This window comes from Paenibacillus sp. UNC496MF, assembly GCF_900113915.1.
Taxonomy (GTDB): Bacteria; Bacillota; Bacilli; order Paenibacillales; family Paenibacillaceae; genus Paenibacillus_Z; species Paenibacillus_Z artemisiicola.
In genome coordinates this window covers 106,688-129,520 of the sequence record NZ_FORE01000018.1, presented here as the reverse complement: position 1 = coordinate 129,520, position 22,833 = coordinate 106,688, and the positions used below count along the sequence as shown (strand labels likewise).

Here is a 22,833-nt window from a genome sequence, read left to right as displayed (position 1 = left end):
GTAAATTGATTTCTTGGGCCGCTTCCCATAAGCTAGTGTATAGCGGAATAAAAGCGGCAAGAAGGCGGCTGGTTATACGGGTATAATCACTCCCCCCCCCCTTGCGCGCGAGAGGAGCGGCGAGACGATGGACAAAACGGCGGACGCCGGGCCTTCGCCGGGGCGAAGTCGCCCAGCTGGCGGGGGTCAGCCTGGAATGGTACACCTTCCTCGAGCAGGGGCGGCCGATTCAGGCGTCCGCGGAGGTGCTCGAGAGTCTGGCGGTCGCGCTGCGGATGGATGCCGCGGAAAGGCGGCATATGTTTCTGCTCGCGCACAAGCAGCCGCCGCCGAAGAAGCCGGCGCCGCAAAGCGAGGTCGGTTCCGCCGTGCGGCTGCTGTTGGACGAGCTGGAGACGAGTCCCGCCTGCGCGATGGACGCCCGAATGAACATCGTGGCCTGGAACGCCGCCATGCGGGTGCTGCACGGCGATCTCGACCGGACGACCGGGCGGGAGCGCAACCTGCTTTGGTACACGTTCCTGTCCGCCGACTTTCGGCGCTTGAAGGGCGACGAATGGGAGGAGCACGCGAGGCGGACGGTCGCCCAGTTCCGCGCGGAGATGGCCCGCCATCCCGGCGACCCGTGGTGGAACGGGCACGTCGCGGCCGTGTCCGGAGCCAGCGCCGAGTTCCGGGACCTCTGGGAACGGCACGACGTGCTGGACTACTCGAACGCCCGCAAAATCATGCATCATCCCGTCGCCGGACCGCTCGCGTTCGAATACGTGGCTTTCCGGCCGCTCGACGCGCCCGATCTGCAAGTCGGCATCCATGTTCCGCTGGACGAAGAGACGAAACGCAAGATTCGCAAGCTGCTCGCGCTTTAACCATCTTCGATTGGCCAAGGAGGAATGCCCCATGACAACGATGCTTTGCCTGTACCCGCTCGCCCCGGAGCAGGAAGCGGCCGTGCGCGCCGCCGCGCCGGGCGTATCGATCACGTTCGGACGCCCGGGCGGACAGGACGACGAGGCGTACCGCGAGGCGGAAATCATTTTCGGTTGGGACGCGAAGGTGAAGGAGGTCGCCCTGCAAGAGGGGACCAAGCTGCGCTGGATCCAGAGCTGGTCCTCGGGCATCGACAGCCTGCCGCTCGACCGGCTGGAGGCGCGCGGCGTGCGGCTCACCGACGCGAGCGGCGTGCACGCCCGCTCGGTGTCGGAGACGGCCGTCGCCATGATGCTCGGCCTGTCGCGCGGCATCGCGGCCGCCGTCCGCAACCAGCGGACCGGCGCCTGGGAGAGCCCGGAGACGCTGGCCGAGATGAACGGCGGCACCGTCGCGATCGTCGGCGCCGGCGAGATCGGCCGCGAGGTGGCCCGGATCGCGCGCGCGTTCGACATGCGCGTGCTGGCCGTCCGCCGCTCGGGCGGCGCCGTGCCGGAGGCGGACGCGGCGTACGCGGCCGATCGTCTGGACGAAGCGCTGCGGGAAGCCGACTACGTCGTGAACATTTTGCCGCTGACGAACGAGACGGCGCATCTGTTCCAGGCGGAACGGTTCGCCGCGATGAAGCGCGGCGCGTACTTCATCAACGTCGGGCGCGGCGGGACGGTGCGGACGGAGGACCTCGTCGCGGCGCTCGAGCAGGGCGTCATCGCGGGCGCGGGACTCGACGTGTTCGAGCAGGAGCCGCTGCCCGCGGACCATCCGCTCTGGGCGCTGCCGAACGTCATTCTCACGCCGCATAACGCCGGCGGCTTGACCGCGCGCAACGTGGAGCGGCTCGTCCGGCTGTTCGCCGCCAACCTGGGCATCTACTTGTCCGGCGAGCCGGGGAAGCTGCGCAATCTCGTGGATTACGGCAAGAAATATTGAGCGGTTGCACTTATACGTTGATTGCGGAGGCGTCCGGGCCAAGCTCGGGCGCCTTTGCCGCGTTCGGGACTTGAAGCGGCGCGTCCGAAGAAAGAGTTTGACACCTCCTAATTGATAATGATAAACCTTATCAATAACAGACGATTCCAGAAATTCCGCTCGTTCGGCAGTTGTCTGCGGCGCCGGCGGCACGGATCGCGCTGCATTTGATCGTCCTACCTGGCGGGAGGGTTACCGCGTTCAAGAGAAACCGATTGACCGGCATCGTTCCGATGCTGCTGCTCGTCCTGCTGCTGGCGGCATGCGGCAACGCGAACAACGCGCCGGAGAACGCCGCGGCGCAAGCCGGAGAAGAAACGTCCGCACAGGCGAATGAAGCTTCCGCATCCGAAGGCGGCGGCGCGTCCGGGGGATGCCGAGACGCGCGTCTTCAAGCACGCGCTGGGCGAAACCGTCATTCCCGCTCGTCCGGAGCGGGTCGTGACGCTGCAATACGTCAGCCAGATGCTGTCCGTCGGCGTGAAGCCGATCGGGGCGCTCGATTATTTGCTCGACGGCAAGGATCCGGCCTTCCAGGGCATCGAAGAGGTCGGCAGCTCCGAATCGGTCGACTACGAGAAGATTTTGTCGCTGAAGCCGCCTTGACGGCGTGCGGCCCGCATCACGCGAACAAGGACAACCCGGCATCCGGGTTGTCCTTGTTTTGATTTGGCCGTCCGCAGGCTTACGCCAGCGCGGCGGCTTGGCCGCGGATCGTCAGCACCTTGTCCGGGTCCCAGCCGACGTTCGCCGCGAACGTCAGCTCGAGCGCGTCGCCGTCCAGCCGGCAGGCGAGCGCGTACGTGAACGGCGTCTCCACGAGCATCAGCCGGATGTCGAGCGTATCGTCGTTCCGCCACGCGAAGCTCCCTTCGACGCGCTGCTCGGCGCCCTGCTTCACGTCTCCGAAGCGCAGGCGGCTCGCTTCCCACGCGCCGCGTCCGAGCTTCGCCGTCTGCTCGCCGAGCTCGTCGTTGCCGATCGCGAGCTCCGCGCCGTGCTCCGAGAAGCGCACCGCGAGCGAATCGAGGCGCAGCTCGTTCGGCTCGAGGCGGAAGACCCTCCCGTCCAGCCGCGCTTCGGCCGGCGAGGACGCTTCGGCCTGCGGCGGGTCGAGCCGCAGCGCCGCGAGCCGTTCCTCCAGCGCCGCTTGCGCCGCGGCGTCCGGCACGGGAGCGGCGTCCGCCGACAGCGCCGGCAGCAGCTCGGCCCAGACGGCGTCCAGCACGGCCTGCATGTCGGCGACGCCGGACGTGATCGCGAGCACCGCCTCCTGCTCCGGCAGGACGACGCAGAATTGGCCGAACGCGCCGTCGCCGCGGTACGCGCCGTGGCGGCAGCGCCAGAATTGGTAGCCGTAGCCCTGCGTCCAGTCGTTGGCCCGGCCGTCGTCGTTGTCGATCTGGAAGCTCGTCGCCTCGTCGATCCACGCCGCCGGCAGGATTTGCTCGCCTTCCCAGACGCCGCGCTGCAGGTACAGCTGGCCGAACTTGGCGATGTCCTCGGTCGTGACGTTCAGGCCCCAGCCGCCGACCGCGATGCCGCGCGGACACGTCTCCCACGTGCCCTCGGTCAGCCCGAGCGGCGCGAACAGGCGCGGCTTCAGGTACGCGAGCAGCGATTGGCCCGTGACCTTGCGCAGGATGGCGGACAGCATGTACGTCGCCGCGCTGTTGTACGCGAAATGCGTGCCCGGTTCGTGATCGACCGGTTCCGCCAGGAACCCGCGGACCCAGTTCTCGTCCTTGCGCAGGCTTCCGGTCACGTCCGCGGCATGGCCCGTGCCCATCATGAGCAGATGCCGGATCTGCATCGCGGCGAGGTTGTCCGATACCGTTTCCGGCGCCTCGTCCGGAAAGAAGCCGACGACCGGGTCGTTCACCGTCAACAGCCCCTCCGCGGCCGCGAAGCCGATCGCCGTCGACGTGAAGCTTTTGCTCAGCGAGAACAGCATATGCGGGTATTCCGGCTTGTACGGCGCCCACCAGCCTTCGGCGGCGACTTGTCCGCGGCGAAGCAGCATGAAGCTATGCAGCTCCAGCTTCCGGTCCCGAATGGCGTCCAGGAAGCCGAGGATCGCTTGCGGCGCGATGCCCGCCGCCTCCGGCGTCGATCTTGGCAGACGTGTTTGGTGTTCCATGGTCCGATTCCTCCCAAAACGAATAGTGTCGAGCGGGTCAAACGGCATGAATGCGGTTGCATAAAGCAGGTGCGACGGTCGGCAGTACGCGCGAGAACGGTGAGGGGACGGTTCGTTTGCGGTTTCTAGCAAGAATGTTATCGTAATAGGGTAAACGTGTAAAGCGGACTTCGGGAGGGATTTGGGGATATGCGATTGTATCGGGTGACGGCCGGGCAAGAGGGAAGCCGCGGGCTGCCGGATTTTCTGAATAGCCATTACGTCAGCTGCGGCCTGCCCGGCTTAGGCGATCTGGGGCTGGTCGGCCGGTCGGAGCTGCAGGCGAAGCTGCGGCAGGCGCACGGCTTGGACGGGCGCGAGCTGGAGCGCCGGCTGGAGGAGCACTGGAATTTCGCGCATGCGCTCGAGGACGGGGATTACGTCGTGGCCGGCGACGGGGAACGGCTGTATCTCGGCGACCTCGGCGACTACTATTACCTTGAGGAATTCGATAATGCCGAGGAGCGGAGCGGGCACCGGCGCGGCGTGACGTGGCTGCGCCGGCTGGAGCGCGGCCAGCTGCATCCGGAGCTGGCGGCATTCCTCGGCGAGGACGGGGAGACCGGGCTCTTCGGGCGTTCCGTCGCCCGCGAGGAGCTGGAGCGGCTGCTGTCGCCTCCGTCCGCGGCGGAGGGCTCGCCGCTCGTCGACGAAGCGACGCTGCGCGAAGCGCTGGACGTGCTGAAGGCGGCGCTGCGCAGCGACGATCCGGAGCGGCGGGAACGGGCGGCGGCGGCGATCGTGCGGGCGGCGACGCTGCGGGTATAGCGGCGGGACCGGCGCTTCCCGGTCCGCGGTCCGGCGGCTTTGCCCGCGCCCGCGTGCTATAATGGGAGAAAAACCAAGCGGAACGGAGCTGACGCATGAACTGGAAATTCGCCGGTTACATTGTCGTGGCGCTGATCGTCATTCATCTGCCGTTCGTCGGCCTTTTCTTCAAAATCGCCAACACGCTCGTGCACGAGTCGGCCCATGCCCTGACGTCGCTGGCGATGAAAGGACAGGTCGGCCAGATCCAGCTGTACGCCAATACCGAAGGCGTCACGTACACGGCGCTGCCGAGCAAGCTGGCCTCCGTGGTGACGAGTCTCGCGGGCTACGTCGGCTCGTCCTTGTTCGCCCTGCTGCTCGCCGTGCTTTGCGCGAGGCGCAAGCATGCCGTCATCCTGTGGCTCTTCCTCGTCCTCGCGGTCGTCAACGCGCTGCTCTGGGTGCGCAATCCGTTCGGCATCGGCTGGCTGCTCGTCTTCACCGTCCTGCTGGCCTTCGCGCTCTGGCGGAGAGGCAGCTGGACTACCGCTTTGGCGATCGGTCTGTTCGTGTTCGTGCTGGCCGAATCCGTGTCGAGCAGCTTCGCGATTTTGTGGCTCAGCCTGTACGCGCCGGCGGGCGCCGGAGACGCGGCGAACCTGGGCAGGGACACGGTGCTGCCGACCGCGTTTTGGGGCTTCTTCTTCCTGGTCCAGGCCTGCGCGTTCGGCTTCGTCAGCGCCCGGACGGTGCTCTGGCGCGGCAGAGGCAAAGGCGGGGGCGCCGCGTTCCCGCGGCAGCTGTCCTCCTAGCCTGGCCCGGTATTTTCGCTTTCTCCCACATCGACTTAAAGGAGCGTGAACATTCATGAAGATGAACGAAATCGGCCGTTCCGGGCTGCTCGTCGGCGAGATCGGCCTCGGCTGCATGTCGCTCGGCACGGAGGAGCGGACGGCGGCCGCCATCCTTCACGAGGCGCTCGAGCGGGGCGTCAACCTGCTCGACACCGCCGATCTCTACGACGGCGGGCGCAACGAGGAGCTCGTCGGCAAGGCGATCCGCGGCCGCCGCGACCGGGTCGTGCTGGCGACGAAGGTCGGCAACCGGCGCGTGCCGGGTCAGGACGGCTGGGCATGGGACCCGTCGAAGGCGTATATTTTGGCGGCGGCGAAGGACAGCCTGCGCCGGCTCGGCACGGACTACATCGATCTGTACCAGCTGCACGGGGGCACGATCGACGATCCGATCGACGAGACGATCGAAGCGTTCGAGCAGCTGAAGGCGGAAGGCGTCATCCGGGCGTACGGCATCTCGTCGATCCGTCCGAACGTCATTCGCGAATATGCCGCGCGGTCCGGCATCGCCAGCGTGATGAACCCGTACAGCATCGTCGACCGGCGGGGCGAAGAGACGGTCTTCCCGCTGCTGGCGGAGAAGGGCATCGGCGTCATCGCGCGCGGACCGCTCGCGAGCGGCGCGCTGGCGGCCGGCCGGCAGCCGTCCAAGGGCGTGCCCGACTACGAGCCGGCGGAGCTGGAAGCGCTCCGCGCCGGGCTCGGGACGCTGGAGGCGGAGGGCCGCGGTCTGACGCAGCTGGCGATCCGCTTCACGCTTGGCCAGCCGGTCGTGGCGGCCGCCGTGCCGGGCGCCAGCTCGCGCGAGCAGCTGCTGCAGAACCTGGCCGCGGCGGACGCGCCTCCGCTGACGGAAGCGGAAGCGGAGGCGATCCGCGGCATGAGCAAGGCGAACCGGTACCGCCTGCACCGCTAGGGCGGGGCTGCGGGGGTTCGCGTTTCGCCGGGACGGAAGGTCCGGGCGGCTGCGGCGCAAGGAGAACGGGCGCGGGCTAGGCGGAACGAATACGCGGGCAGGGGGCTGATACAGCGAGGGCATGCGGGCTGTGCGGCCCCTTTTATGCGCGGCAGGGAAACAGGAGGGAGAGGAGCGGGACGATGAATTTCAAGCTGGAGGAAGCGGTCGAGGTGCTGGAGCGCACCCCGCGCACGCTGGAGGCGTGGCTGTCCGGGCTGTCGGAGGGCTGGCTGAGGAGCAACGAGGGCGAGGGCACGTGGAGCCCCGCGGAGGTGGTCGACCATCTCATCGAGGGCGAGCGCACGAATTGGCTGCCGCGGCTGGCGTTTCTGCTGGAGGAGGGAGAAAGCAAGCCGTTTCCGCCCTTCGACCGGTTCGCCCATCTGGGCCGGGGCGAGCAGTCGCTGGCGCGGAAGCTGGCGGAATTTCAGGCGGCGCGCGCGGAGAACCTCGCCAAGCTGAGGACGCTGCTCGACCCCGAACGCGACTTGGAGCGGACGGGGCGGCATCCGTCGTTCGGCGCGGTGAAGGCGCGGGAGCTGCTGTCGGCGTGGGTCGTGCACGATCTGACGCATATCGCCCAAATCGTCCGGGTCATGGCCGAGCGGTACCGCGCGGACGTCGGGCCGTGGACGGCGTTTCTGGGGATTTTGAAGAAATAAAGGACGCTCCCGTCCGCGACCCGTCACGATCGGGCAAGGAATGTCGGATGGCCGCGGACGAAGCCTGTTAATCTGGGAAGGAAGGAGGCGGCAGGGTGGAGCAGCCGATGAACATGAACGGCGCGCTGCGCTACATCGAGGAGCGCCTGGCGGACGAGATCGACGTGAAGGAAGCGGCGCGGCGGGCGTACTGCTCGGAGTACCAGTTTCTGCGGATGTTCTCGTTCCTGGCGGGCCTTCCGCTGTCGGAATACATTCGCCGGAGACGCTTGACGCTGGCGGCGTTCGAGCTGCGGGGCGGCGGCGTGAAGGTCATCGACGTGGCGCTCAAGTACGGGTACGGCTCGCCGGACGCGTTCGCGCGGGCGTTCCAGCAGTTGCACGGCGTCACGCCGTCGGAGGCGCGGGGCGGCGCCGGCACGGTGAAGGCTTACTCGCCGATTTCCTTCCAGTTAACGGTGCGGGGAGGCAGCGAAATGAATTATCGGATCGTGGAAAAGGACGCATTCCGCATCGTGGGCATCATGAAGCGGGTGGCGGTCGTGTTCGAAGGGGTCAATCCGGACATCGCGGCGATGTGGCAAAGCTTGGACATGGCGACGATCTCGGCGCTGAAGGCCGTGTCGAACGTCGAGCCGCGGGGGTTGATCAGCGCGTCGGCGAATTTTTCGGAGGACCGGATGGAGGAGCGCGGCGGCCTGGATCACTATATCGGCGCCGCGACCACGGAGCCGGCGCCGGACGGCATGGCGCGGCTGGAGGTGGCCGCTTCGGACTGGGCGGTATTCGAGGCCGTCGGGAAGTTTCCGGAGACGCTTCAGGAGGTCTGGGGGCGCATCTATTCGGAATGGCTGCCGTCGGCGGCGTACGAGCTGGTGCCGGGACCGGAGATGCTGTGGAACGAAGGGAAGGACACGACGTCGCCGGCGTACCGGAGCGAAATATGGATTCCGGTGCGGAAGAAGCAGGCGCCGCAAGCATGAAACAAGGAAGAGCATCCAGGGGCGGCCGACGCTTCGGATGCTCTTCTTTTGCGCGTATGGCGATTCGGCCCGACATCCATGGACGTCAGTCCTCTCTGGGCAGCCGCGCGGCGTGGGTGGCGCGGTTCCGCCCGGCGCTCTTGGACGCGTAGAGCGCGACGTCGGCTTTCCGGACGAGGGTGCGGTCCGTGTCCTCCGGCAAGCCGGTCGCCGCGCCGACGCTGACCGTGATCCGGTAGCCGTCCATTGTTGCCGCGGCCGCCGCGGCGCGGTACGCCTCCGCGGCCAGGACGGCCTGCGCTTCGCCGGCGCCCGGCAGCAGCGCGACGAATTCCTCGCCGCCGAACCGGGCGATGACGTCGCCTTCCCGCGAGAGCGACCGCAGCAGCTCGGCCAGCTTCGTCAGGATCAAGTCCCCGACGGGATGCCCGTGCGTATCGTTCACGCGCTTGAAGCGGTCGATGTCGAGGAGCAGCAGCGAGAACGTTCGGCCGCTGTCCCGGCAGGCGTCCAGCTCCGCCTGCAGGCGGTCTTGGAAGAACCGCCGGTTCTTCAGTCCCGTCAGCGGATCGGTCGACGCCATCGCCTCCAGCCGCTCGTTGACCTGCAGCAGCTCCCGCTGCTTGCGTTCGTATTCCGCCTGCAGCCGCTCGAGCTCCCGGTTCGCCTCGTACGTTGCCCGGTACAGCTCCTCGAGCCGGGTTTTCGTCCGCAGCATGTCCCGCTCGTATTCGATCCGCTTGCGCATCGGGACGAGGACGCAGTCGATGAACGCCTCCCCGCCGCGCTCCTGGCGCGCGCCGTTCAGCAGCACGGGGATGTCCTCGCCGCCGCTCGCGCGAAGCGATAGGTACATCTCGTCGACCTGTCCGTACAGCCGGATGTACGGGTAGAAATACGTATGAAAGAACAGCTTGTTCGTGACCGACATCGCGGTTTCGATATGGCGGCCGGCCAAGTCGCCGCGCTCGAGGCTAAGCATGTCCAGCAGGGTTTGATTGATCGATTGAATGATGCCCTTGTCGGAGAGCGAGACGTATCCGCAAGGGGCGCGGTCCAGTTGGCGATCCATGGCGCTCGTGACTTCCTCCCGTTCTCTAGGCGCTGGCCAGGTAGGCTTTGATCAGGCGGGTCGTTTCCTCGGGATGGCTGAGATGCGGGTAGTGCCCCCGCGCGGCCATGTGCGTGAGCCGGCTGTTCTTCAGGCGCGCGTGCAAATAATCGCCGACCTCGGCCGGCGCGATGCTGTCGTCGGCGCACTGCAGGTTGAGCGTTCGGCAAATTTCGCCATGATTTGGCATGCCGCTTATCTCGTATTTTAGCGGAAAATCCGCGTTTGGCGAGCGAATCCATCGTTCGCCGCGAGAGTCGCCTTCGCCAGCAAGCGAGACGGCCCGGCATGCCGCGCCGATCTCCTTCGCACGCCGGAATCGTCCGTTTTGCGCGGCCGCCCGTCCGTTGCCGATAGCGGGAGCCTTTGCTACGATGGGAAAAACGGAAGAGCGGGGGAACCGAAATGATCGATATTCATTGTCATATACTGCCCGGCGTGGACGACGGCGCGAAGGATCTGGCGGAGGCGGTCGCGATGGCCCGCATCGCGTACGAGGACGGCATCCGGGACATCGTCGTCACCCCGCATTTCAACAGCGTCTACATGACGACGGCGGACACGATGCGGCGGAAGCTGGACGAGCTGCAGGCGGAGCTGGACCGGCAGCGCGTCGCGATCCGTCTGCATCCGGGGAACGAGCTGCGGATCGAGAGCAAGGCGTTCGTCGAGCGGCACGCCGCCCGGGGCAGCTTCGCTTATTTGGGCGGGCCGGCGAAATTCCTGCTCATGGAGGAGCGCTGGACGGATTACGATCCGGACACGCCGGCGATTATCGCGCGGCTGCTGGACGCGGGCGTGACGCCGGTGCTCGCGCACCCGGAGCGGCATTTCTTCTTCCGCGAGAATCCGGAGCTGCTGCCGGCGCTGATCGAGCAGGGCATCTGGACGCAGGTGTCCGCGGACAGCCTGGTCGGCAACTTCGGCGCGGAGGCGCGGGAGTACGGCCGCAAGCTGATCCTGGACGGCCGCGCGCACACGCTCGCGACCGACGCCCATAACGTGACCCGGAAGCCGAACTTGAGCGCGGGCATGGCGGTGTTCGAGGAGCTGGCCGGCGCGGGGGCGCGGGCCGAGCTGGAGGCGCGGATGCGGAGCATTCTCGAAGCGTAAGCGCGGGAGCGCGAAGAAAGGCCGAGAGCGAGGAACGAAAGAAAGGCCGGGAGAACGGCGCGCATGCGCGCCGTTCTCCCGGCCTTTCCCGCTTTTACGGCGCCGGCGCGGAGCCGCCGGCCGCTTCCGCCTCCGGCCGTTCCGGCGCGGAAGCTTCGGCCCCCGCCGCGCGCCCGGCCGCGGTCCGGCGGCGCGGAATCATCATGCGCCCGCCCTTGATCCGCAGCGAGACGAGCGGCTCCGGCACGGCGTCGCCCTGTCCCGGCGCGGAGGCGAATTCGAAGCGTTCCGCCAGCGCGGCGAGAATCAGCACCGCCTCCATCAGCGCGAACTGCGAGCCGATGCAGCCGCGCGAGCCGCCCCCGAACGGGAAGTAGGCGAAGCGCGCCCAGCTCGACGCACCTCCGTCCGCGAACCGGTCCGGCCGGAACGCCGCGGCGTCGCCGAACACCGCGTCGTTGCGGTGAATCGCGTACGGGCTGATCAGGAAGCTGCTTCGGGTCGGGAACCGGTCGCCCAGCATCTCGAGCCCGCGATCCGCTTCGCGCAGGATCGCCCACGCCGGCGGATACAGCCGGAGCGTCTCCTGGATGACGTGCCGCGCATTCGGCAGCTCCCGGTACAGCTCGCCCGCCGGCAGAGCCGCGCCGCGCTCGCGCTCGCGGAGGCGCACCGCGTCCAGCTCGCGGCGCAGCGCGGCGGCGGCCTCGGGCGCGCGCTCCAGCGCGTACCAAGCCCAGACGAGCGCGTTGGCCGTCGTCTCGTGGCCGGCGAGCAGCATCGTCATCATTTGGTCGCGGATCTCCTCGTCCGCGATCGGTTCGCCGTCCTCGTCCTTCGTATCGAGCAGCAGGCCGAGCAGGCTGTCCGCGTACGCGTCCGGCGAGCGCCGGGCGGCGGCGATGGCGCCGTAGATCATCGTTTCGAGCGTGCGGATCGCGCGGCGATGGGCCAGGTTGCCCGGCGTCGGCCAGCCGAACGGGAGAATGACCGGCGAGAAGATCGTGGCGGCCGTGCGCCGGATCGTCACGTCGACGGCGTCCGCGAGCGCGGCTTTGTCCGCCTCCACTTCGGTGCGGAACATCGTCTTCGCGATGACTTCGAGCGTCAGCTGCATCATGACGTCGTGCATCGGCACCGGCACGCCTTCGCGCAGCGACTCCGCGGCCTTCCGAGTCTCGGCGAGGACGGTCTCGGCGTAGGCGTTGATCCGCTCCTTGTAGAACACCGGCGTCAAATACCGCTTCTGCCGGCGGTGCGCGGTCCGGTCCGCGGTCAGGAGGCCGTCGCCGATCGTGCGCCGCAGCACGCCGGCGCTCCGGCCCTTGCGCAGCTTGTCCTCCTGGTGCACGAGGAGCTCCTGGACGAATGCCGGCGCATTGACGATGAACGTCGGCTGGAACGAGCTGGTCCGCAGCGACACGACGTCGCCGAGCGGCAGGGCGTCGACCAGGAAGCCGAGCGGGTCCCGCTGGAACCGGAAAAAATTCGATACGCGGGACGAGGGAATATCGACGACGCGCGTCATATGGGGTAACGCCTCCTTCGGGCGGCCGCTTCTCTCGAACGGCGGTTCTTGTCCCCTGAGTCTAGCACGTTTGGCGAAGCGGCTTCAAACGGCGGCCGCCGTTTGCCGCTAAAGAGGCGCATAATCGGGAAGAATGGAAGCATAGGCTACATTAAACGCTTGTCCGGGAAAGAGTGATCCGATACATGACGGCCATTACGTTCAAAGCCTACGCGGTCGCGAACGAGATCGACTTGAACAAAATCGCCATCCACTGCGGCATCCCGAAGAAATACACCTGGGAGCAGCCGCTCGTGCTGAAAGGGGAGACCCTGCAGCAGATCGTGCGGAAGAAGACGGACGACGCGCAGCAGGTGCTCGTGTTCTCCTTCGGGAGCGTCGTCTTCGTCAATCGGGCGCACCCGGGCGACATCGCGCGGTTCCTCGCGTACGTGCGCACCTTCGAGCCCGAGATCGACATCGAGCAGCGGGACCGGTATGCCGACGATTACAGCCTGCATACCGGCGAAGCCGACCATTTCGAGCTGACGGACGAATACGTCGTCGTGCCGGAATACGAGGCGTTCCACCCGGAGCTGATCGCCACCGTGCTCGCCAAGTCGGTCGCCCTCGAGAAGATCGAGGAGCAGCTCGGCAAGATCCACGACCGGCTCGAAACCATGATCGACCGGCTGGAGAAGGGCCGGCTGCGGATCGGCAACAAGGAGCTGGCCCGCACGACCGCCAACATCATCCGCCACGAGTACAACACGCTCGCGTACATCATGATTTTGGATAAGCCCGACATTACGTGGGCAAGCAGCAGCGCCGGGGAATTCTACGACCGGATGCTGGAGTTCTTCGAGCTGAACGACCGGTACAAGATCATGAAAAGCAAGACGGAGGTGCTCTATCACCTCATGGAGGGCTTCTCGACGATCAGCCATTCGATCCGGGGCCTCTTCGTGGAGTGGATCGTGGTCGCGCTGATCGTGATCGAGGTCATCCTCTCGGTCCTGCAGATCGTGGGCGTGCTGCCGTAGGCTCGGCCGGGCGTTCAGCCGATAGGCTTCGGCCGGACGGGCCCTGCCGGCATGACGAAGAAGCCCGGAATGCCGCAAGCGGCGCTCCGGGCTTTCTCCGTTTCTTCCCCGCGGACGGAATTAGTCCTGCGGCCGCGGCCCCGCGTCCAGTCCCGTCGATTCGACGGTCTTGATCAGCTTGACCGTCAAGTCGCCGTGCACGCGGATTTGGCAGGACAGGCGGATCGCCGGATCCGTGATGCCCTTGTTGCCGCGAACCGTCGCTTCCGCTTCGCCGATCTCGCCGGCGCTGCCGTCGACGACCTCGACCGCGCACGTCGTGCAGCGAGCATTGCCGCCGCAGCGGTGCAGCACGTCGACGCCGCCGTCCTCCAGCGCCAGGACGAGCTTTTGGCCGTCCGCGGCCGTTACGGCCTCGCGGCCTTCGATTTGTACCGTTGGCATGAGTGATTCCTCCTCGATTTGGCTTGTTCTCATTGTCACTATTCACCGGATTGCTTGTCCATTAAACCATGCCCGCGCATAGTTCCTCAAGAGGCGGAACACACTAGTGGCGATATTGGCACGACATGCCAACAAACGGACAAGCGGAGGGAGCAGGCGGTATGGCGGAAAGATCGGTATTCGCGTATTTCAACACGCCCGATCAGGCGAAGGAAGCGGTGGAGCGGCTGAAGCCGCTGAAGCTGGTCGATTACGCGATCGAGCGGATCGACGGCTACGCGGGCCCGGGCTACCAGAGCCTGGACCGGCTCGGCGGGACGATAACCGGCGATTTCAAGGGGCTCGGCAATTTGACGCTCGGCGGCGACTTCGACAGCCTCGACGCGGGCATTCTCGCGGCGGCCAGCGTCAGCGCGAGCGGCTACGGCTCGGGCGGGCCGGACAACCGGGTCACCGGCCGGGACATCATGCTCGTGGCGATCGTGGAGGAAGCGGACTACGAAGAGGCGGACCGCATCGTGCGGGAGTCGGGGGCGATGTAAGGCGGCCGCGCCAGGCTCGTTACGGCCGGATGGCTTGAGCCCGGCGCGGAAGCCGGATACGACGGGGCGATGCGAGGCGACGGGCGATTTGAGTATACGGAAGAAACGGAACGCCGGGCGGCCCCAAGCCGCCGAACGAAGCGGGCCGCGGCCGAATGGCCGCGGTCTCTTTTGCCATGCGCCGCGGCTAATTTCCAGCCGAACAACAACTTTTTCAATTCCTGGGCGTCTAAGATGGGGAATTTAGAGAATCGGGAGTTGAAGCAAGTGCCTAGCAAGCAAGCGAGCATCAAGCAAGCGAACATCAAGCAATCGAGCATCAAGCAAGCGGCGACCGGCATGGCCGCGGGGATTCTGGGCGCAGTCTTCCTGTGGGCGGGGAGCGCCGGCGCGGAGGAGCGGTTCTCCGATCTGCGGCATGCGCAGTGGGCGGCGGACAGCATCGCCTACTTGGCGGACCGGGGGACGGTGGCCGGCTACGGCGGCGGGCAATTCAAGCCGGACGGGGCGGTGACCCGCGCGCAGGCGGTGGCGTTCATGGCGCGGGAGCTCTATTCGGACGAAGTGCCGGAGAAGGATCCGGCCTACGCGGACGTACCGCCGACGCACCCGTTCTACCGCGAAATCGCCGTCGCCTCGGCCAAGGGGCTGGCCGGCGGATTCCCGGACGGCTCCTTCCGCCCCGACGCGCCGGTCAGCCGCGCGGAGACCGCGGCCTTCCTTGCCCGGGCCTATGCGCTTCAGCCGGGCGAGGGCACGGCCGAGCCATCGGATACCGGGTCGCACTGGGCGGCGGCGCCGATTCGCGCCTTAAGCTCCAATGGCCTCATCGGCGGCTATGCGGACGGCACGTACCGCCCCGACCGGCCGGTGACGCGCGCGGAATACGCGGTCTTCCTGACCCGGGTGATCCGGTTCGAGCGGGAGGCGGCGATCCGGGCGAAGGATTGGGACAAGCTGATTTCCTACATGACCGTCAGGGAGCAGGCCGGCCAGATGCTGATGCCGGATATCCGGATGCGGAACGGCCAACCGACCACGACCGTGCACGACGGTCTGAAGGCGATCGTTCGCGAGCAGTCGCCGGGCGGATTCATTCTGTTCGATAAAAACATCGTCAATGCGGAGCAGGTCGCGACCTTCGCGCATCAGCTGCAGGCGGAGGCGGGGGACATTCCGCTGTTCCTCGGCGCGGACCAGGAAGGCGGCGTGATCAAGCGGATTCCCGGCGGCACGAATCTCCCCGGGCAGATGGCTCTGGGCGCGACGGGCGACGCGGCGCTGGCGGAGGCGGCGGGCAAGCTGACGGGCGAGGAGCTGAGGGCGCTCGGGCTGCAGCTGAACTTCGCCCCGGACCTGGACGTGAACCGCAACCCGGATAATCCGATCATCGGCATGCGGTCGTTCGGGTCGGACCCGGACCTGGTGGCGCGCCTCGGTCTCGCGTCGATCAAAGGGCTGCGGGAAGCGGGGGTCGTCGCGGCGGTGAAGCATTTTCCGGGGCATGGCGACACGGCGGTCGATTCCCACCTGAGCTTGCCGGTGCTGCCGTACGGCCGCGACCGGCTGGAAGCGGTCGAGCTTAAGCCGTTCCGGGCCGCGATCGAGGGCGGCGTAGAGATGATCATGACCGCGCACATCGCGTTCCCGGCCATCGACGACGAGCGGGTCGTCTCCGCGAAGGACGGAACCGAGGTTCCCGTACCGGCGACGCTATCGAAGAAAGTGCTGACCGGGCTGCTGCGGGAGGAGCTCGGCTTCAAGGGCGTCGTGATCTCCGACGCCTTCACGATGCAGGGAATCGCGGAGCATTTCGGCGAGGCGAACGCGGTCAAGCGCGCGGTCGCGGCGGGCGTGGACATCATCCTAATGCCGCAGGACCCGGCCGCCGCCCGGCAAACGCTGGTCGACGCGGTCAAGGACGGCTCCGTTCCGCGTAAGACGATCCATGCGGCGGTCAAGCGGATCCTGGCGCTGAAGGACCGGTACGGGCTGTTCGAGCGCGGCGGCGAGAGCCTGTCCGCGAAGCTGGCGGCCGTGCGAACCGTCGTCGGCTCCGCGCCGCACCGCGAAGCCGAACGGGAAATCGCGGAGCGCGCGGTCACGCTCTTGGCTGGCCGCGACGGGAAGCGGCCCGACGCCGTTCGTCCGGGGGACCGGGTGCTGATCGCCGCGGCCGACGAAGAACTGGCCGGGCAGTTGAAGCGTCAACTGGCGGCAGCGAATCCGGAGCTGTCTCTGCGAATCGAGACCGCGGTGAGGGGAGCGGGCGGCGCGGCCGGCCTTCGGGCGGCGATCGACGGCGCGGATTACGTCATCGCGGCTTCCTATCAGTTCCGCAATAACGCCAGCCAGTTCGGCTGGGCCGATTACCAGGCCCTCATCGACGAATTGAACGCGCGCGGGAAGCGGTACGCGCTGTTGTCGCTGGGCAATCCGTACGAGCTGTTGCATCTGAAGAACGTAAAATCCGGCCTGGCGCTGTACGGGAAGCAGGAGCCCAATACGGCGGCGGGCGTCAAAGCGCTGCTCGGGCTGCTGGAGCCGGCGGGCACGCTGCCCGTGGCGGCGACTTGACCGGCAAGCGGCACGAGGGCGTCCGCCTTCAAGCCCCGGCCGATACGACGTTAACGATTAAGGCGCTAAACGAAATCGGCGGAAGCCGCACCGTTCCGGGTGCGCTTCGGCCTGTTCGGGCTGGGGGCTGCGGCTACGGCGTTTGTTCATTCGGCCGTGTAGTTATTGTAAAAACGGTCCGCGGGGCGGGCGGCGCTTTGCGCGAGGGCGGTGGGAGAGGTAAACTATTCCTATACGGCAACCGGACAAGGCAAAACCCAAACCGAAGGAGGATGCGGCGGCATGGAAAAGCGTACGCTTGGCAAGGAAGGATTGACGGTATCGGCACTGGGGCTGGGCTGCATGGGGATGTCGGACTTTTACGGCGGACGGGACGACGACGAATCGCTCCGCACGATTCACCGGGCATTGGAGCTCGGCGTCACGTTCCTCGACACGGCGGACATGTACGGCGTCGGACGGAACGAGGAGCTTGTCGGCCGGGCGATCCGGGGACGCCGCGGCGAGGTGACGCTCGCGACGAAGTTCGGCAACGTGCGCGACGCGAGCGGCAGGAGCCTCGGCATCAGCGGCAAGCCGGACTATGTCCGGTCCGCTTGCGAAGCGAGCCTGCGGCGGCTCGGAGTCGATCATATCGACCTCTATTACCAGCACCGGGTCGATCCCGACACGCCGATCGAAGAGACGGTCGGCGCGATGGCCGAGCTGGTCCGCGAAGGCAAGGTACGGTATCTCGGCTTGTCCGAGGCGGCGCCGGCGACGATCCGCCGGGCCCATGCCGTTCATCCGATCGCGGCGCTGCAGACGGAATATTCGCTGTGGAGCCGCGACGTGGAGGACGAGATTCTGCCGCTCTGCCGCGAGCTCGGCATCGGCTTCGTGCCGTACAGCCCGCTCGGGCGCGGCTTCCTGACCGGCCAGATCCGGTCGTTCGAGGATTTGGCGGAGGACGACTACCGCCGCTTGTCCCCGCGCTTCCAAGGCGAGAACTTCGCGAAGAACCTGGCGCTCGTCGACCGGATCAAGGAGATCGCCGCCGAGAAGGCTTGCGAGCCGTCGCAGCTGGCGCTGGCCTGGCTGCTCGCGCAGGGCGGCGATATCACGCCGATTCCGGGCACGAAGCGCGTGAAGTACCTGGAGGAGAACGCCGGCGCGCTCGCGGTGCGGCTGACGGACGCGGACCTCGCGCGCATCGAGGAGACGGCGCCGAAGGGCGCCGCGGCCGGCACGCGGTACCCGGAAGCGGGCATGCGGACCGTCAACCGGTAGGCTGGCGGGGCGCGGGCATGCAAGCCGGCGGCGCGTCGCCGTGACGGCAACCGGCCGAGTGCCGGATGATGCAAGCAACATAGGCGGGCGACGGCAGCGGCGAACGGCAACGGCGAGCGGTAAACAGCAACGGCAAACAGCAACCGGTAAATAGCAATGACAACCAGCAACCGGTAAACGGCAATAGCAAGCAGCAGCGAAAAAACTAGCGCCAACGCAAAAAGACCCTCCTGCGCGGAGGGTCTTTTCGTTGCCTGCCTAAACGTTCAGCGCCGTTAAATATTCAGCGCGTCCAGCAGCGTGTAAACGATCTTCGCGGCCTCCGCGCGCGTCAACGTGCCGTCCGGCCGGAAGGCGCCGTCCGGATAGCCGTCGACGATGCCCGCGGACGCGGCTTGGCCGATCGCTTCCGCGGCCCAGGCCGGGATGCCCGCCGCGTCGGCGAACGTCTTGCCCGCGCCGCCCGGGGCGACGCCGGCGGCCTTCAGGACGCGCGCGGCCATGACGGCGATTTCCGCGCGCGTGATGCGCTGCGAAGCCTGGAAGACGGAGCCGCCGCTTGCGGCGAAGCCGGTCACGTAGCCGGCGTCGGCGAAGCCGGTCGTTCCCGCCGCGGCCGGAAGGCTGAGCGCGTCCGCGAGCAGCTTCACCCACTCGGCGCGGGTGACCGCGCGCTCGGGACGGAACGTGCCGTCCTCGTAGCCGGAGACGGCGCCGAGGCCGATCAGCCGGTCGGCGTACGGCTTGGCCCGCGAGGCGCCCAGATCCGCGAACGTTTGGGGCGCGTAGCCGAACACCCCGAAGGCCGCGGCATGCTTCGCGGCGGCCGTGATGGTCGCGCCGCCGGCTTTGCCGCCGAGGAAGATCCATTTCTTGAGCGTGTCGTTGTAATAGTAGACGGCCGGCTGAAGAGCCGAATCCTTCGCGTAGTTAAACGTCAGCTCCACCGGCTTGCCGAACGCGGCGCCCGCGGTGCTCGTCAGCTCGACGATCGGGCCGAGCGCATGCAGGTTGCCGAGCGGCGGCTGCTCGGCGGCGGCCATGACGCGCGCGCCGACCTTGCCGCCGGACGCGACGGCGCCTGCCGGTACCTTGAAGGCGACGACGTCCTTCAGGCTGCCTTCGGCGCCCTTGGCGGGATCGACGTCGACGGTCACGGACGTTGCCGGCGTCTCGGGCTCGTCCGGCGTTGCCGGCGGCGGGCTGCTCGGGGTGGACGGCAGCGCCTTGACCGTGACGGCGAAGGTCTTGGTCTCCGACGCCGTTCCGCGCGATACCGACGCCTTCAGCGTCACGGTCGCGTCGGACTGCCCCGCGCCCGGACGGGTCACCTTGGCGACGCCGTTCTCGATCGCGACGGCGTTCGCGCTGTCGGCCGTCTCTTCCCAGGCGATCGACGCGCCGTGCTCGCCCTCGGCGGGCAGCGTAAGATCGGCCGTCACCGCGCCGACGTCGCCGAGCGTCAGCGTGCCGAGCGTATCCGCGACGGCCTGCTCGTCGCTGTAGGCGGCGCTATCGACGAAGATCGGGTTGGAATAGAACCACAGGTCTTTGTAATTGCGATCGTTAATCTCGTTAAAGCGGGCCGCCGGGTCCTCCGTCGTCGTTTTCGGATCGATCAGCGGATTGCCGTCCTGCGTCTCGCCCGGCACGTTCGCGCCGAGGTTCGTGCCCCGCAGGCGGAAGTACTGATCCTTGCTCGCGCGCGGCAGCTCGTACGTGATGACGTTGTAGCCGTTCGCGTCCGTCGTCCAATCCTCGCTCGTGAACGTGGCGACGACGCGGGTCGAGTCGTTCGTATCCTTGTCGTAGGCCGCCGTTCCCTTCTCGGCCGGTCCCGTCACGTCCCCCGCGATCAAGTCGACGTGGTCGCCGGCCGGCTTTGCGCCGGCGGATTGCCCGCTGTCGATCGGGGATTCGTAATGATTCGTCTCGGGGCTCTTGAACTTGATCGTGAGCGTCAGCTTGTCCCCTTCGGTTGCCTGCAGGTTCCCGCCCATCCCGGCATTCGCGTCGCCGTCCGCGATGCGGAAGTCCAGGGCGTCGATCAGATCGCCGAAGACGGAGAACGATTGGCCCGAACGCATGCCGTCCAGGATATCCTGCGCGGAGCGGCTAGCGCATAGCGAATGGCGCATAACGAATAGCGCATAATGAATAGCGCATAATGAATAGGCAAAACGCGCCCCGCTTGACGCATCGCATCAAGCAGGGCGCGTTTTTTTGGCGTTCTCGCCGCCGCGTCAGTCCGCGTTGTCCGCGAACAACCCGGCCCGGCTGACCGGCAGCCCGGCGCGGTACAGATGCCCGACGTCGCCGACGCCGTAGCAGCGCGGCGCGGCCCAGCCGTGCCCGCGCTCTTCCATGACGACGGTCGTCACCGAGCTCGGGGCAATCCAGAAGCCGGACCAGACCATGGAGAGCGGCAGCTCGAGCAGGTGGGACAGCCAGGCCAGGCCGAAGCCGAGGTGACAGAAGACGGCGACCGCTTCCCGGTTTTGTTCGACGATCCGGTACCGGCCGTCTACGCGCGCATAGCCGAACCCGCGCATGAAAGCATCGGAGTCCGCCTGCAGCCGCTCGTAGTTCGCCTTGAAGGCGGGATCGTCGAACGGCGGCCGCTCGTGCCAATCGCTGCTCGACGGATACGGCCGCTGCTCCCGCACCCAGGTATGATCGGCGTTCCAGGCGACGACCGACCGCCCGGACGGCTCGGTGACCTGCCATCCGTCCAGCTCGGCCGTCCATGGCAGAACGACGGGAAGGAGCCCGATCGCGTCCGCGGTATACTGCATCGTGTCCCGCGCGCGGCCGAGCGGGGAGCAGAACAGGCGGTCGATGCGCGTGCCGGACAGCCGTTCGGCCAATGCCTTCGCTTCCAAGCGGCCGGGCGGCGTAATCGTATGGTTGGGGTAGTCCGGTTCCGCGTGGCGAATGATATACAATTTCATGGTTCGTTCAGCCTCCGCAAATCGTAGTGGCAGCGCTTCCGGCGGGCATGATGGCACGCATCGCTCGGGAACGCCGCGCGGGAATAGCGGCGCGTTGGCGCGAAAAGGTCAGCCGTTGCCGGCGATTACCGCTCCCCACGCTTCCGGGGCTACGTCCCGCACATGCTTGGCGAACATCCACGGATGCCCCTCGGGATCCTCCGCGACATACTGCCGCTCGCCGTATTCCGTATCGTTCGGCGGCTCCGCGATGCGCGCGCCGGCCGCTTCGGCGCGCGCGAAGTGCGCGTCGATCTCCTCGACGAACAACATGACGTTCTGCGTATAGCCGCCGATGCGGGCGGGGCTTGTCGCGCCACGGGTCAAGCTCTTCAGCATCACGTGCGCCTCGCCCAGGCGGACGAGCGCGCCGTGCACCGTTCCGTCGGGCAGGCTGAAGCGGTACTGCTCTTCGAAGCCGAACGCATCCCGCAGCCAGGTCAGCGCCGCGGCGACGTCTTCGTAATACACGTGGGGCAGGATTGCGTTTACGGGTACGGATCGATTGGAAATCACGGGAAGCACCTCCGTAGAATTTTCGGTATCCTCCTCCTCAGGATAGCATAGCGGGGACGGGCATAGACGGATCCGCGTCAATTTCCTTCGCGGGCATGCAAAAAGCCGCCCCTGGGCGGAGCGGCTTTCCGATGGATGAGCGTTTGCCTGAGGCGGGCGCCGGTTCAGTTCGGGAAATTGCCCAGATCGGAACCTTGCAGGCAGGCGAGCACGATCGCCAGAATCGCCAGCACGAGGGCGGGCGCCATTTGGCCGAACGCGTCCCTCGCGCGGATGTGGGCGATCACGCCGCACACCATGATGAACGCGAGCCCGATGGCCGCCCAAGGTGACCAGCTCGCGTACCAGAAGCCGACGACGAGGCCGGCGACCGCAACCAGCTGCAGCAGTCCCGTCACGACGCGGAACCATTGCGGCAGGCCGAGCTTGTTGAAGCTTTCGACTTGCATTTTGGCGCCGGCGGCCTTGCTGAGGCCCGATCCGAGGAACGCGAGCGCGAGTAAAATTTCGATGACGATAGCCATGATGGCAATCCCCTCTCTATAAATAAGTAAGCAACAACTGTTGCGTAAGTTATGATAAAATAAAGCAGTCTTCCGAACAACCATCAATCCGGCGGTTTAGTCGCTTAGGCAACAACATCGCGATAGTGTAGAATAAGTCGGCCCCGAAGGGCCAAGAAGGGGGAACCACATGCAGCCGCAAGAGGAGAAGCCGGACCCGCGGGTGCTGCGTACGCGGCAGCTCATCCTGGACGCGTTCCGGTCGCTCATCCAGACGAAGGATCTCAAGGACATTACGGTCGGCGACATCACGGAACGGGCGACGATCAACCGCGCGACGTTCTACGCGCATTACGCGGATAAGTACGAGCTGATGGACGCGACGCTGACGACGATGTTCTGGGAAGGCATTCAAGGGAAGCTGCAGTGCCACGCCGAATTCAGCCGTTCGTCGCTGGCAAGCATCGTCGTGACGGTGTGCGAGTTCCACCGCGACCTCAGCACGCATTGCCTCAAGAACTACGAGGCGACGGGCCCGCTGCTGGAGAAGAAAGTCAAAGCGCTGCTGCAGGAAGTGCTGTTCCAGCTGATGCGGCAATGGGACGCGCGCCGGCCGGCCGGCTTCGACGAGGCGACGGCGTGCGCGGTGTCGACGATGCTCGCCTGGAGCATCTACGGCCTCGCGTACGCGTGGAACGCGGACGGACGCCGCGTGCCGCCGGCCGAGCTGGCGGAAACGTCGCTGACCGCCCTCGCGCACGTGTTCGCGGACATCGGCATGGCGGCACCCCGCGGTGTAGAGGCGGTCGGCGGGAGCGATTAGCCGGCTGCTTGTGCGGTGAACGGTGCAAGAGCGGTGGTGGTACCGTACATGAGCGGACAAACGGCCATATTGCCGTAAGAGCGGTACGTAGTACCGTACATGAGCGGACA

At 66.9% G+C, this 22,833-nt stretch carries 22 protein-coding genes and 1 pseudogene; 14 read left to right on the top strand and 9 right to left on the bottom strand.

Translation table 11 applies throughout. The features are described 5' to 3' along the window. Window positions 1–101 precede the first annotated feature (101 nt). From BMZ79_RS28750 to BMZ79_RS28740, 3 genes are all read left to right on the top strand, one after another. Window positions 102–869 carry a helix-turn-helix transcriptional regulator gene (locus tag BMZ79_RS28750; protein ID WP_090647324.1) on the top strand — a complete coding sequence of 256 codons (768 nt, stop codon included), beginning with the start codon at window positions 102–104 and terminating at the stop codon, window positions 867–869. 31 nt (window positions 870–900) lie between these two features. After that, window positions 901–1,860 (top strand): D-2-hydroxyacid dehydrogenase, encoded by a 960-nt coding sequence (locus BMZ79_RS28745; protein ID WP_090647323.1) that lies wholly within the window; start codon window positions 901–903, stop codon window positions 1,858–1,860. Between the two features lie 372 nt (window positions 1,861–2,232). Beyond that, window positions 2,233–2,505, top strand: a complete 273-nt coding sequence (locus BMZ79_RS28740; RefSeq protein ID WP_177222397.1) for an ABC transporter substrate-binding protein — start codon at window positions 2,233–2,235, stop codon at window positions 2,503–2,505. Between the two features lie 79 nt (window positions 2,506–2,584). Here BMZ79_RS28740 and BMZ79_RS28735 read toward each other — a convergent pair whose 3' ends face one another. Then, the gene (locus tag BMZ79_RS28735) at window positions 2,585–4,039 is read right to left on the bottom strand and encodes a serine hydrolase domain-containing protein (RefSeq protein WP_090647320.1); all 1,455 of its coding nucleotides are present in this window, start codon (window positions 4,037–4,039) and stop codon (window positions 2,585–2,587) included. A gap of 189 nt (window positions 4,040–4,228) precedes the next feature. On the opposite strand from BMZ79_RS28735, the gene BMZ79_RS28730 reads away from it, so the two are divergent. The 5 genes from BMZ79_RS28730 to BMZ79_RS28710 all read left to right on the top strand — a co-directional run bounded on the left by BMZ79_RS28730 (window position 4,229) and on the right by BMZ79_RS28710 (window position 8,285). Beyond that, the gene (locus BMZ79_RS28730; protein ID WP_090647318.1) at window positions 4,229–4,846 is read left to right on the top strand and encodes a hypothetical protein; all 618 of its coding nucleotides are present in this window, start codon (window positions 4,229–4,231) and stop codon (window positions 4,844–4,846) included. Between the two features lie 95 nt (window positions 4,847–4,941). Further along, entirely contained in the window at window positions 4,942–5,640 is a 699-nt protein-coding gene (locus BMZ79_RS28725) for a M50 family metallopeptidase (RefSeq protein WP_090647315.1), read from the top strand. 55 nt (window positions 5,641–5,695) lie between these two features. Continuing rightward, on the top strand, window positions 5,696–6,598 hold the full coding sequence (locus BMZ79_RS28720; RefSeq protein WP_090647313.1) for an aldo/keto reductase: 903 nt from the start codon (window positions 5,696–5,698) through the stop codon (window positions 6,596–6,598). A gap of 182 nt (window positions 6,599–6,780) precedes the next feature. After that, window positions 6,781–7,302 (top strand): DinB family protein, encoded by a 522-nt coding sequence (locus BMZ79_RS28715; protein ID WP_090647310.1) that lies wholly within the window; start codon window positions 6,781–6,783, stop codon window positions 7,300–7,302. A gap of 107 nt (window positions 7,303–7,409) precedes the next feature. After that, complete coding sequence (locus tag BMZ79_RS28710; RefSeq protein ID WP_090647485.1) at window positions 7,410–8,285, top strand: AraC family transcriptional regulator; 876 nt, start codon at window positions 7,410–7,412, stop codon at window positions 8,283–8,285. A gap of 85 nt (window positions 8,286–8,370) precedes the next feature. On the opposite strand, the gene BMZ79_RS28705 is transcribed toward BMZ79_RS28710, so the two are convergent. Together BMZ79_RS28705 and BMZ79_RS28700 are read right to left on the bottom strand one after the other, a co-directional pair. Next, entirely contained in the window at window positions 8,371–9,357 is a 987-nt protein-coding gene (locus tag BMZ79_RS28705) for a sensor domain-containing diguanylate cyclase (protein ID WP_090647307.1), read from the bottom strand. Window positions 9,358–9,382: 25 nt separating this feature from the next. After that, a pseudogene (locus BMZ79_RS28700) lies at window positions 9,383–9,559 on the bottom strand (alpha/beta fold hydrolase); the annotation flags it as partial. Between the two features lie 242 nt (window positions 9,560–9,801). On the opposite strand from BMZ79_RS28700, the gene BMZ79_RS28695 reads away from it, so the two are divergent. Continuing rightward, window positions 9,802–10,509, top strand: a complete 708-nt coding sequence (locus tag BMZ79_RS28695; protein WP_090647304.1) for a tyrosine-protein phosphatase — start codon at window positions 9,802–9,804, stop codon at window positions 10,507–10,509. Window positions 10,510–10,603: 94 nt separating this feature from the next. Here BMZ79_RS28695 and BMZ79_RS28690 read toward each other — a convergent pair whose 3' ends face one another. Next, window positions 10,604–12,037 (bottom strand): cytochrome P450, encoded by a 1,434-nt coding sequence (locus BMZ79_RS28690; RefSeq protein ID WP_090647302.1) that lies wholly within the window; start codon window positions 12,035–12,037, stop codon window positions 10,604–10,606. Between the two features lie 185 nt (window positions 12,038–12,222). Between BMZ79_RS28690 and BMZ79_RS28685 the strand changes: the two genes are divergently transcribed. Next, a complete protein-coding gene (locus tag BMZ79_RS28685) occupies window positions 12,223–13,059 on the top strand; it encodes an RMD1 family protein (RefSeq protein WP_090647299.1) in 837 nt (278 codons plus the stop codon). A 120-nt stretch (window positions 13,060–13,179) separates the two neighbouring features. On the opposite strand, the gene BMZ79_RS28680 is transcribed toward BMZ79_RS28685, so the two are convergent. Then, on the bottom strand, window positions 13,180–13,503 hold the full coding sequence (locus tag BMZ79_RS28680; RefSeq protein WP_090647297.1) for a 2Fe-2S iron-sulfur cluster-binding protein: 324 nt from the start codon (window positions 13,501–13,503) through the stop codon (window positions 13,180–13,182). A gap of 161 nt (window positions 13,504–13,664) precedes the next feature. Here BMZ79_RS28680 and BMZ79_RS28675 point away from each other — a divergent pair, with 161 nt between their 5' ends. The 3 genes from BMZ79_RS28675 to BMZ79_RS28665 all read left to right on the top strand — a co-directional run bounded on the left by BMZ79_RS28675 (window position 13,665) and on the right by BMZ79_RS28665 (window position 17,891). Continuing rightward, complete coding sequence (locus BMZ79_RS28675; protein ID WP_090647294.1) at window positions 13,665–14,045, top strand: hypothetical protein; 381 nt, start codon at window positions 13,665–13,667, stop codon at window positions 14,043–14,045. 267 nt (window positions 14,046–14,312) lie between these two features. After that, complete coding sequence (locus BMZ79_RS28670) at window positions 14,313–16,622, top strand: glycoside hydrolase family 3 N-terminal domain-containing protein (RefSeq protein ID WP_177222396.1); 2,310 nt, start codon at window positions 14,313–14,315, stop codon at window positions 16,620–16,622. Window positions 16,623–16,904: 282 nt separating this feature from the next. Continuing rightward, window positions 16,905–17,891, top strand: a complete 987-nt coding sequence (locus BMZ79_RS28665) for an aldo/keto reductase (RefSeq protein ID WP_090647289.1) — start codon at window positions 16,905–16,907, stop codon at window positions 17,889–17,891. Window positions 17,892–18,166: 275 nt separating this feature from the next. On the opposite strand, the gene BMZ79_RS28660 is transcribed toward BMZ79_RS28665, so the two are convergent. From BMZ79_RS28660 to BMZ79_RS28645, 4 genes are all read right to left on the bottom strand, one after another. Continuing rightward, a complete protein-coding gene (locus BMZ79_RS28660) occupies window positions 18,167–19,978 on the bottom strand; it encodes an S-layer homology domain-containing protein (RefSeq protein WP_090647286.1) in 1,812 nt (603 codons plus the stop codon). A gap of 156 nt (window positions 19,979–20,134) precedes the next feature. Then, on the bottom strand, window positions 20,135–20,842 hold the full coding sequence (locus BMZ79_RS28655) for a histidine phosphatase family protein (protein ID WP_090647283.1): 708 nt from the start codon (window positions 20,840–20,842) through the stop codon (window positions 20,135–20,137). A gap of 108 nt (window positions 20,843–20,950) precedes the next feature. Continuing rightward, window positions 20,951–21,397, bottom strand: a complete 447-nt coding sequence (locus tag BMZ79_RS34555) for a VOC family protein (protein WP_177222395.1) — start codon at window positions 21,395–21,397, stop codon at window positions 20,951–20,953. A gap of 164 nt (window positions 21,398–21,561) precedes the next feature. Continuing rightward, window positions 21,562–21,921, bottom strand: coding sequence for a DoxX family protein (locus BMZ79_RS28645; protein WP_256253200.1), 360 nt, complete (start codon window positions 21,919–21,921; stop codon window positions 21,562–21,564). Between the two features lie 169 nt (window positions 21,922–22,090). Between BMZ79_RS28645 and BMZ79_RS28640 the strand changes: the two genes are divergently transcribed. Then, the gene (locus BMZ79_RS28640) at window positions 22,091–22,723 is read left to right on the top strand and encodes a TetR/AcrR family transcriptional regulator (RefSeq protein WP_090647281.1); all 633 of its coding nucleotides are present in this window, start codon (window positions 22,091–22,093) and stop codon (window positions 22,721–22,723) included. Window positions 22,724–22,833 lie beyond the last annotated feature (110 nt).

Bases quoted from the DNA above. Each gene is read 5' to 3' on its own strand.
- BMZ79_RS28745 (WP_090647323.1), top strand. From the start codon at position 901: ATGACAACGATGCTTTGCCTGTACCCGCTCGCCCCGGAGCAGGAAGCG.
- BMZ79_RS28740 (WP_177222397.1), top strand. From the start codon at position 2,233: ATGAAGCTTCCGCATCCGAAGGCGGCGGCGCGTCCGGGGGATGCCGAG.
- BMZ79_RS28735 (WP_090647320.1), bottom strand. From the start codon at position 4,039: ATGGAACACCAAACACGTCTGCCAAGATCGACGCCGGAGGCGGCGGGC.
- BMZ79_RS28730 (WP_090647318.1), top strand. From the start codon at position 4,229: ATGCGATTGTATCGGGTGACGGCCGGGCAAGAGGGAAGCCGCGGGCTG.
- BMZ79_RS28725 (WP_090647315.1), top strand. From the start codon at position 4,942: ATGAACTGGAAATTCGCCGGTTACATTGTCGTGGCGCTGATCGTCATT.
- BMZ79_RS28720 (WP_090647313.1), top strand. From the start codon at position 5,696: ATGAAGATGAACGAAATCGGCCGTTCCGGGCTGCTCGTCGGCGAGATC.
- BMZ79_RS28715 (WP_090647310.1), top strand. From the start codon at position 6,781: ATGAATTTCAAGCTGGAGGAAGCGGTCGAGGTGCTGGAGCGCACCCCG.
- BMZ79_RS28710 (WP_090647485.1), top strand. From the start codon at position 7,410: ATGAACATGAACGGCGCGCTGCGCTACATCGAGGAGCGCCTGGCGGAC.
- BMZ79_RS28705 (WP_090647307.1), bottom strand. From the start codon at position 9,357: ATGGATCGCCAACTGGACCGCGCCCCTTGCGGATACGTCTCGCTCTCC.
- BMZ79_RS28695 (WP_090647304.1), top strand. From the start codon at position 9,802: ATGATCGATATTCATTGTCATATACTGCCCGGCGTGGACGACGGCGCG.
- BMZ79_RS28690 (WP_090647302.1), bottom strand. From the start codon at position 12,037: ATGACGCGCGTCGTCGATATTCCCTCGTCCCGCGTATCGAATTTTTTC.
- BMZ79_RS28685 (WP_090647299.1), top strand. From the start codon at position 12,223: ATGACGGCCATTACGTTCAAAGCCTACGCGGTCGCGAACGAGATCGAC.
- BMZ79_RS28680 (WP_090647297.1), bottom strand. From the start codon at position 13,503: ATGCCAACGGTACAAATCGAAGGCCGCGAGGCCGTAACGGCCGCGGAC.
- BMZ79_RS28675 (WP_090647294.1), top strand. From the start codon at position 13,665: ATGGCGGAAAGATCGGTATTCGCGTATTTCAACACGCCCGATCAGGCG.
- BMZ79_RS28665 (WP_090647289.1), top strand. From the start codon at position 16,905: ATGGAAAAGCGTACGCTTGGCAAGGAAGGATTGACGGTATCGGCACTG.
- BMZ79_RS28660 (WP_090647286.1), bottom strand. From the start codon at position 19,978: ATGCGTTCGGGCCAATCGTTCTCCGTCTTCGGCGATCTGATCGACGCC.
- BMZ79_RS28655 (WP_090647283.1), bottom strand. From the start codon at position 20,842: ATGAAATTGTATATCATTCGCCACGCGGAACCGGACTACCCCAACCAT.
- BMZ79_RS28645 (WP_256253200.1), bottom strand. From the start codon at position 21,921: ATGGCTATCGTCATCGAAATTTTACTCGCGCTCGCGTTCCTCGGATCG.
- BMZ79_RS28640 (WP_090647281.1), top strand. From the start codon at position 22,091: ATGCAGCCGCAAGAGGAGAAGCCGGACCCGCGGGTGCTGCGTACGCGG.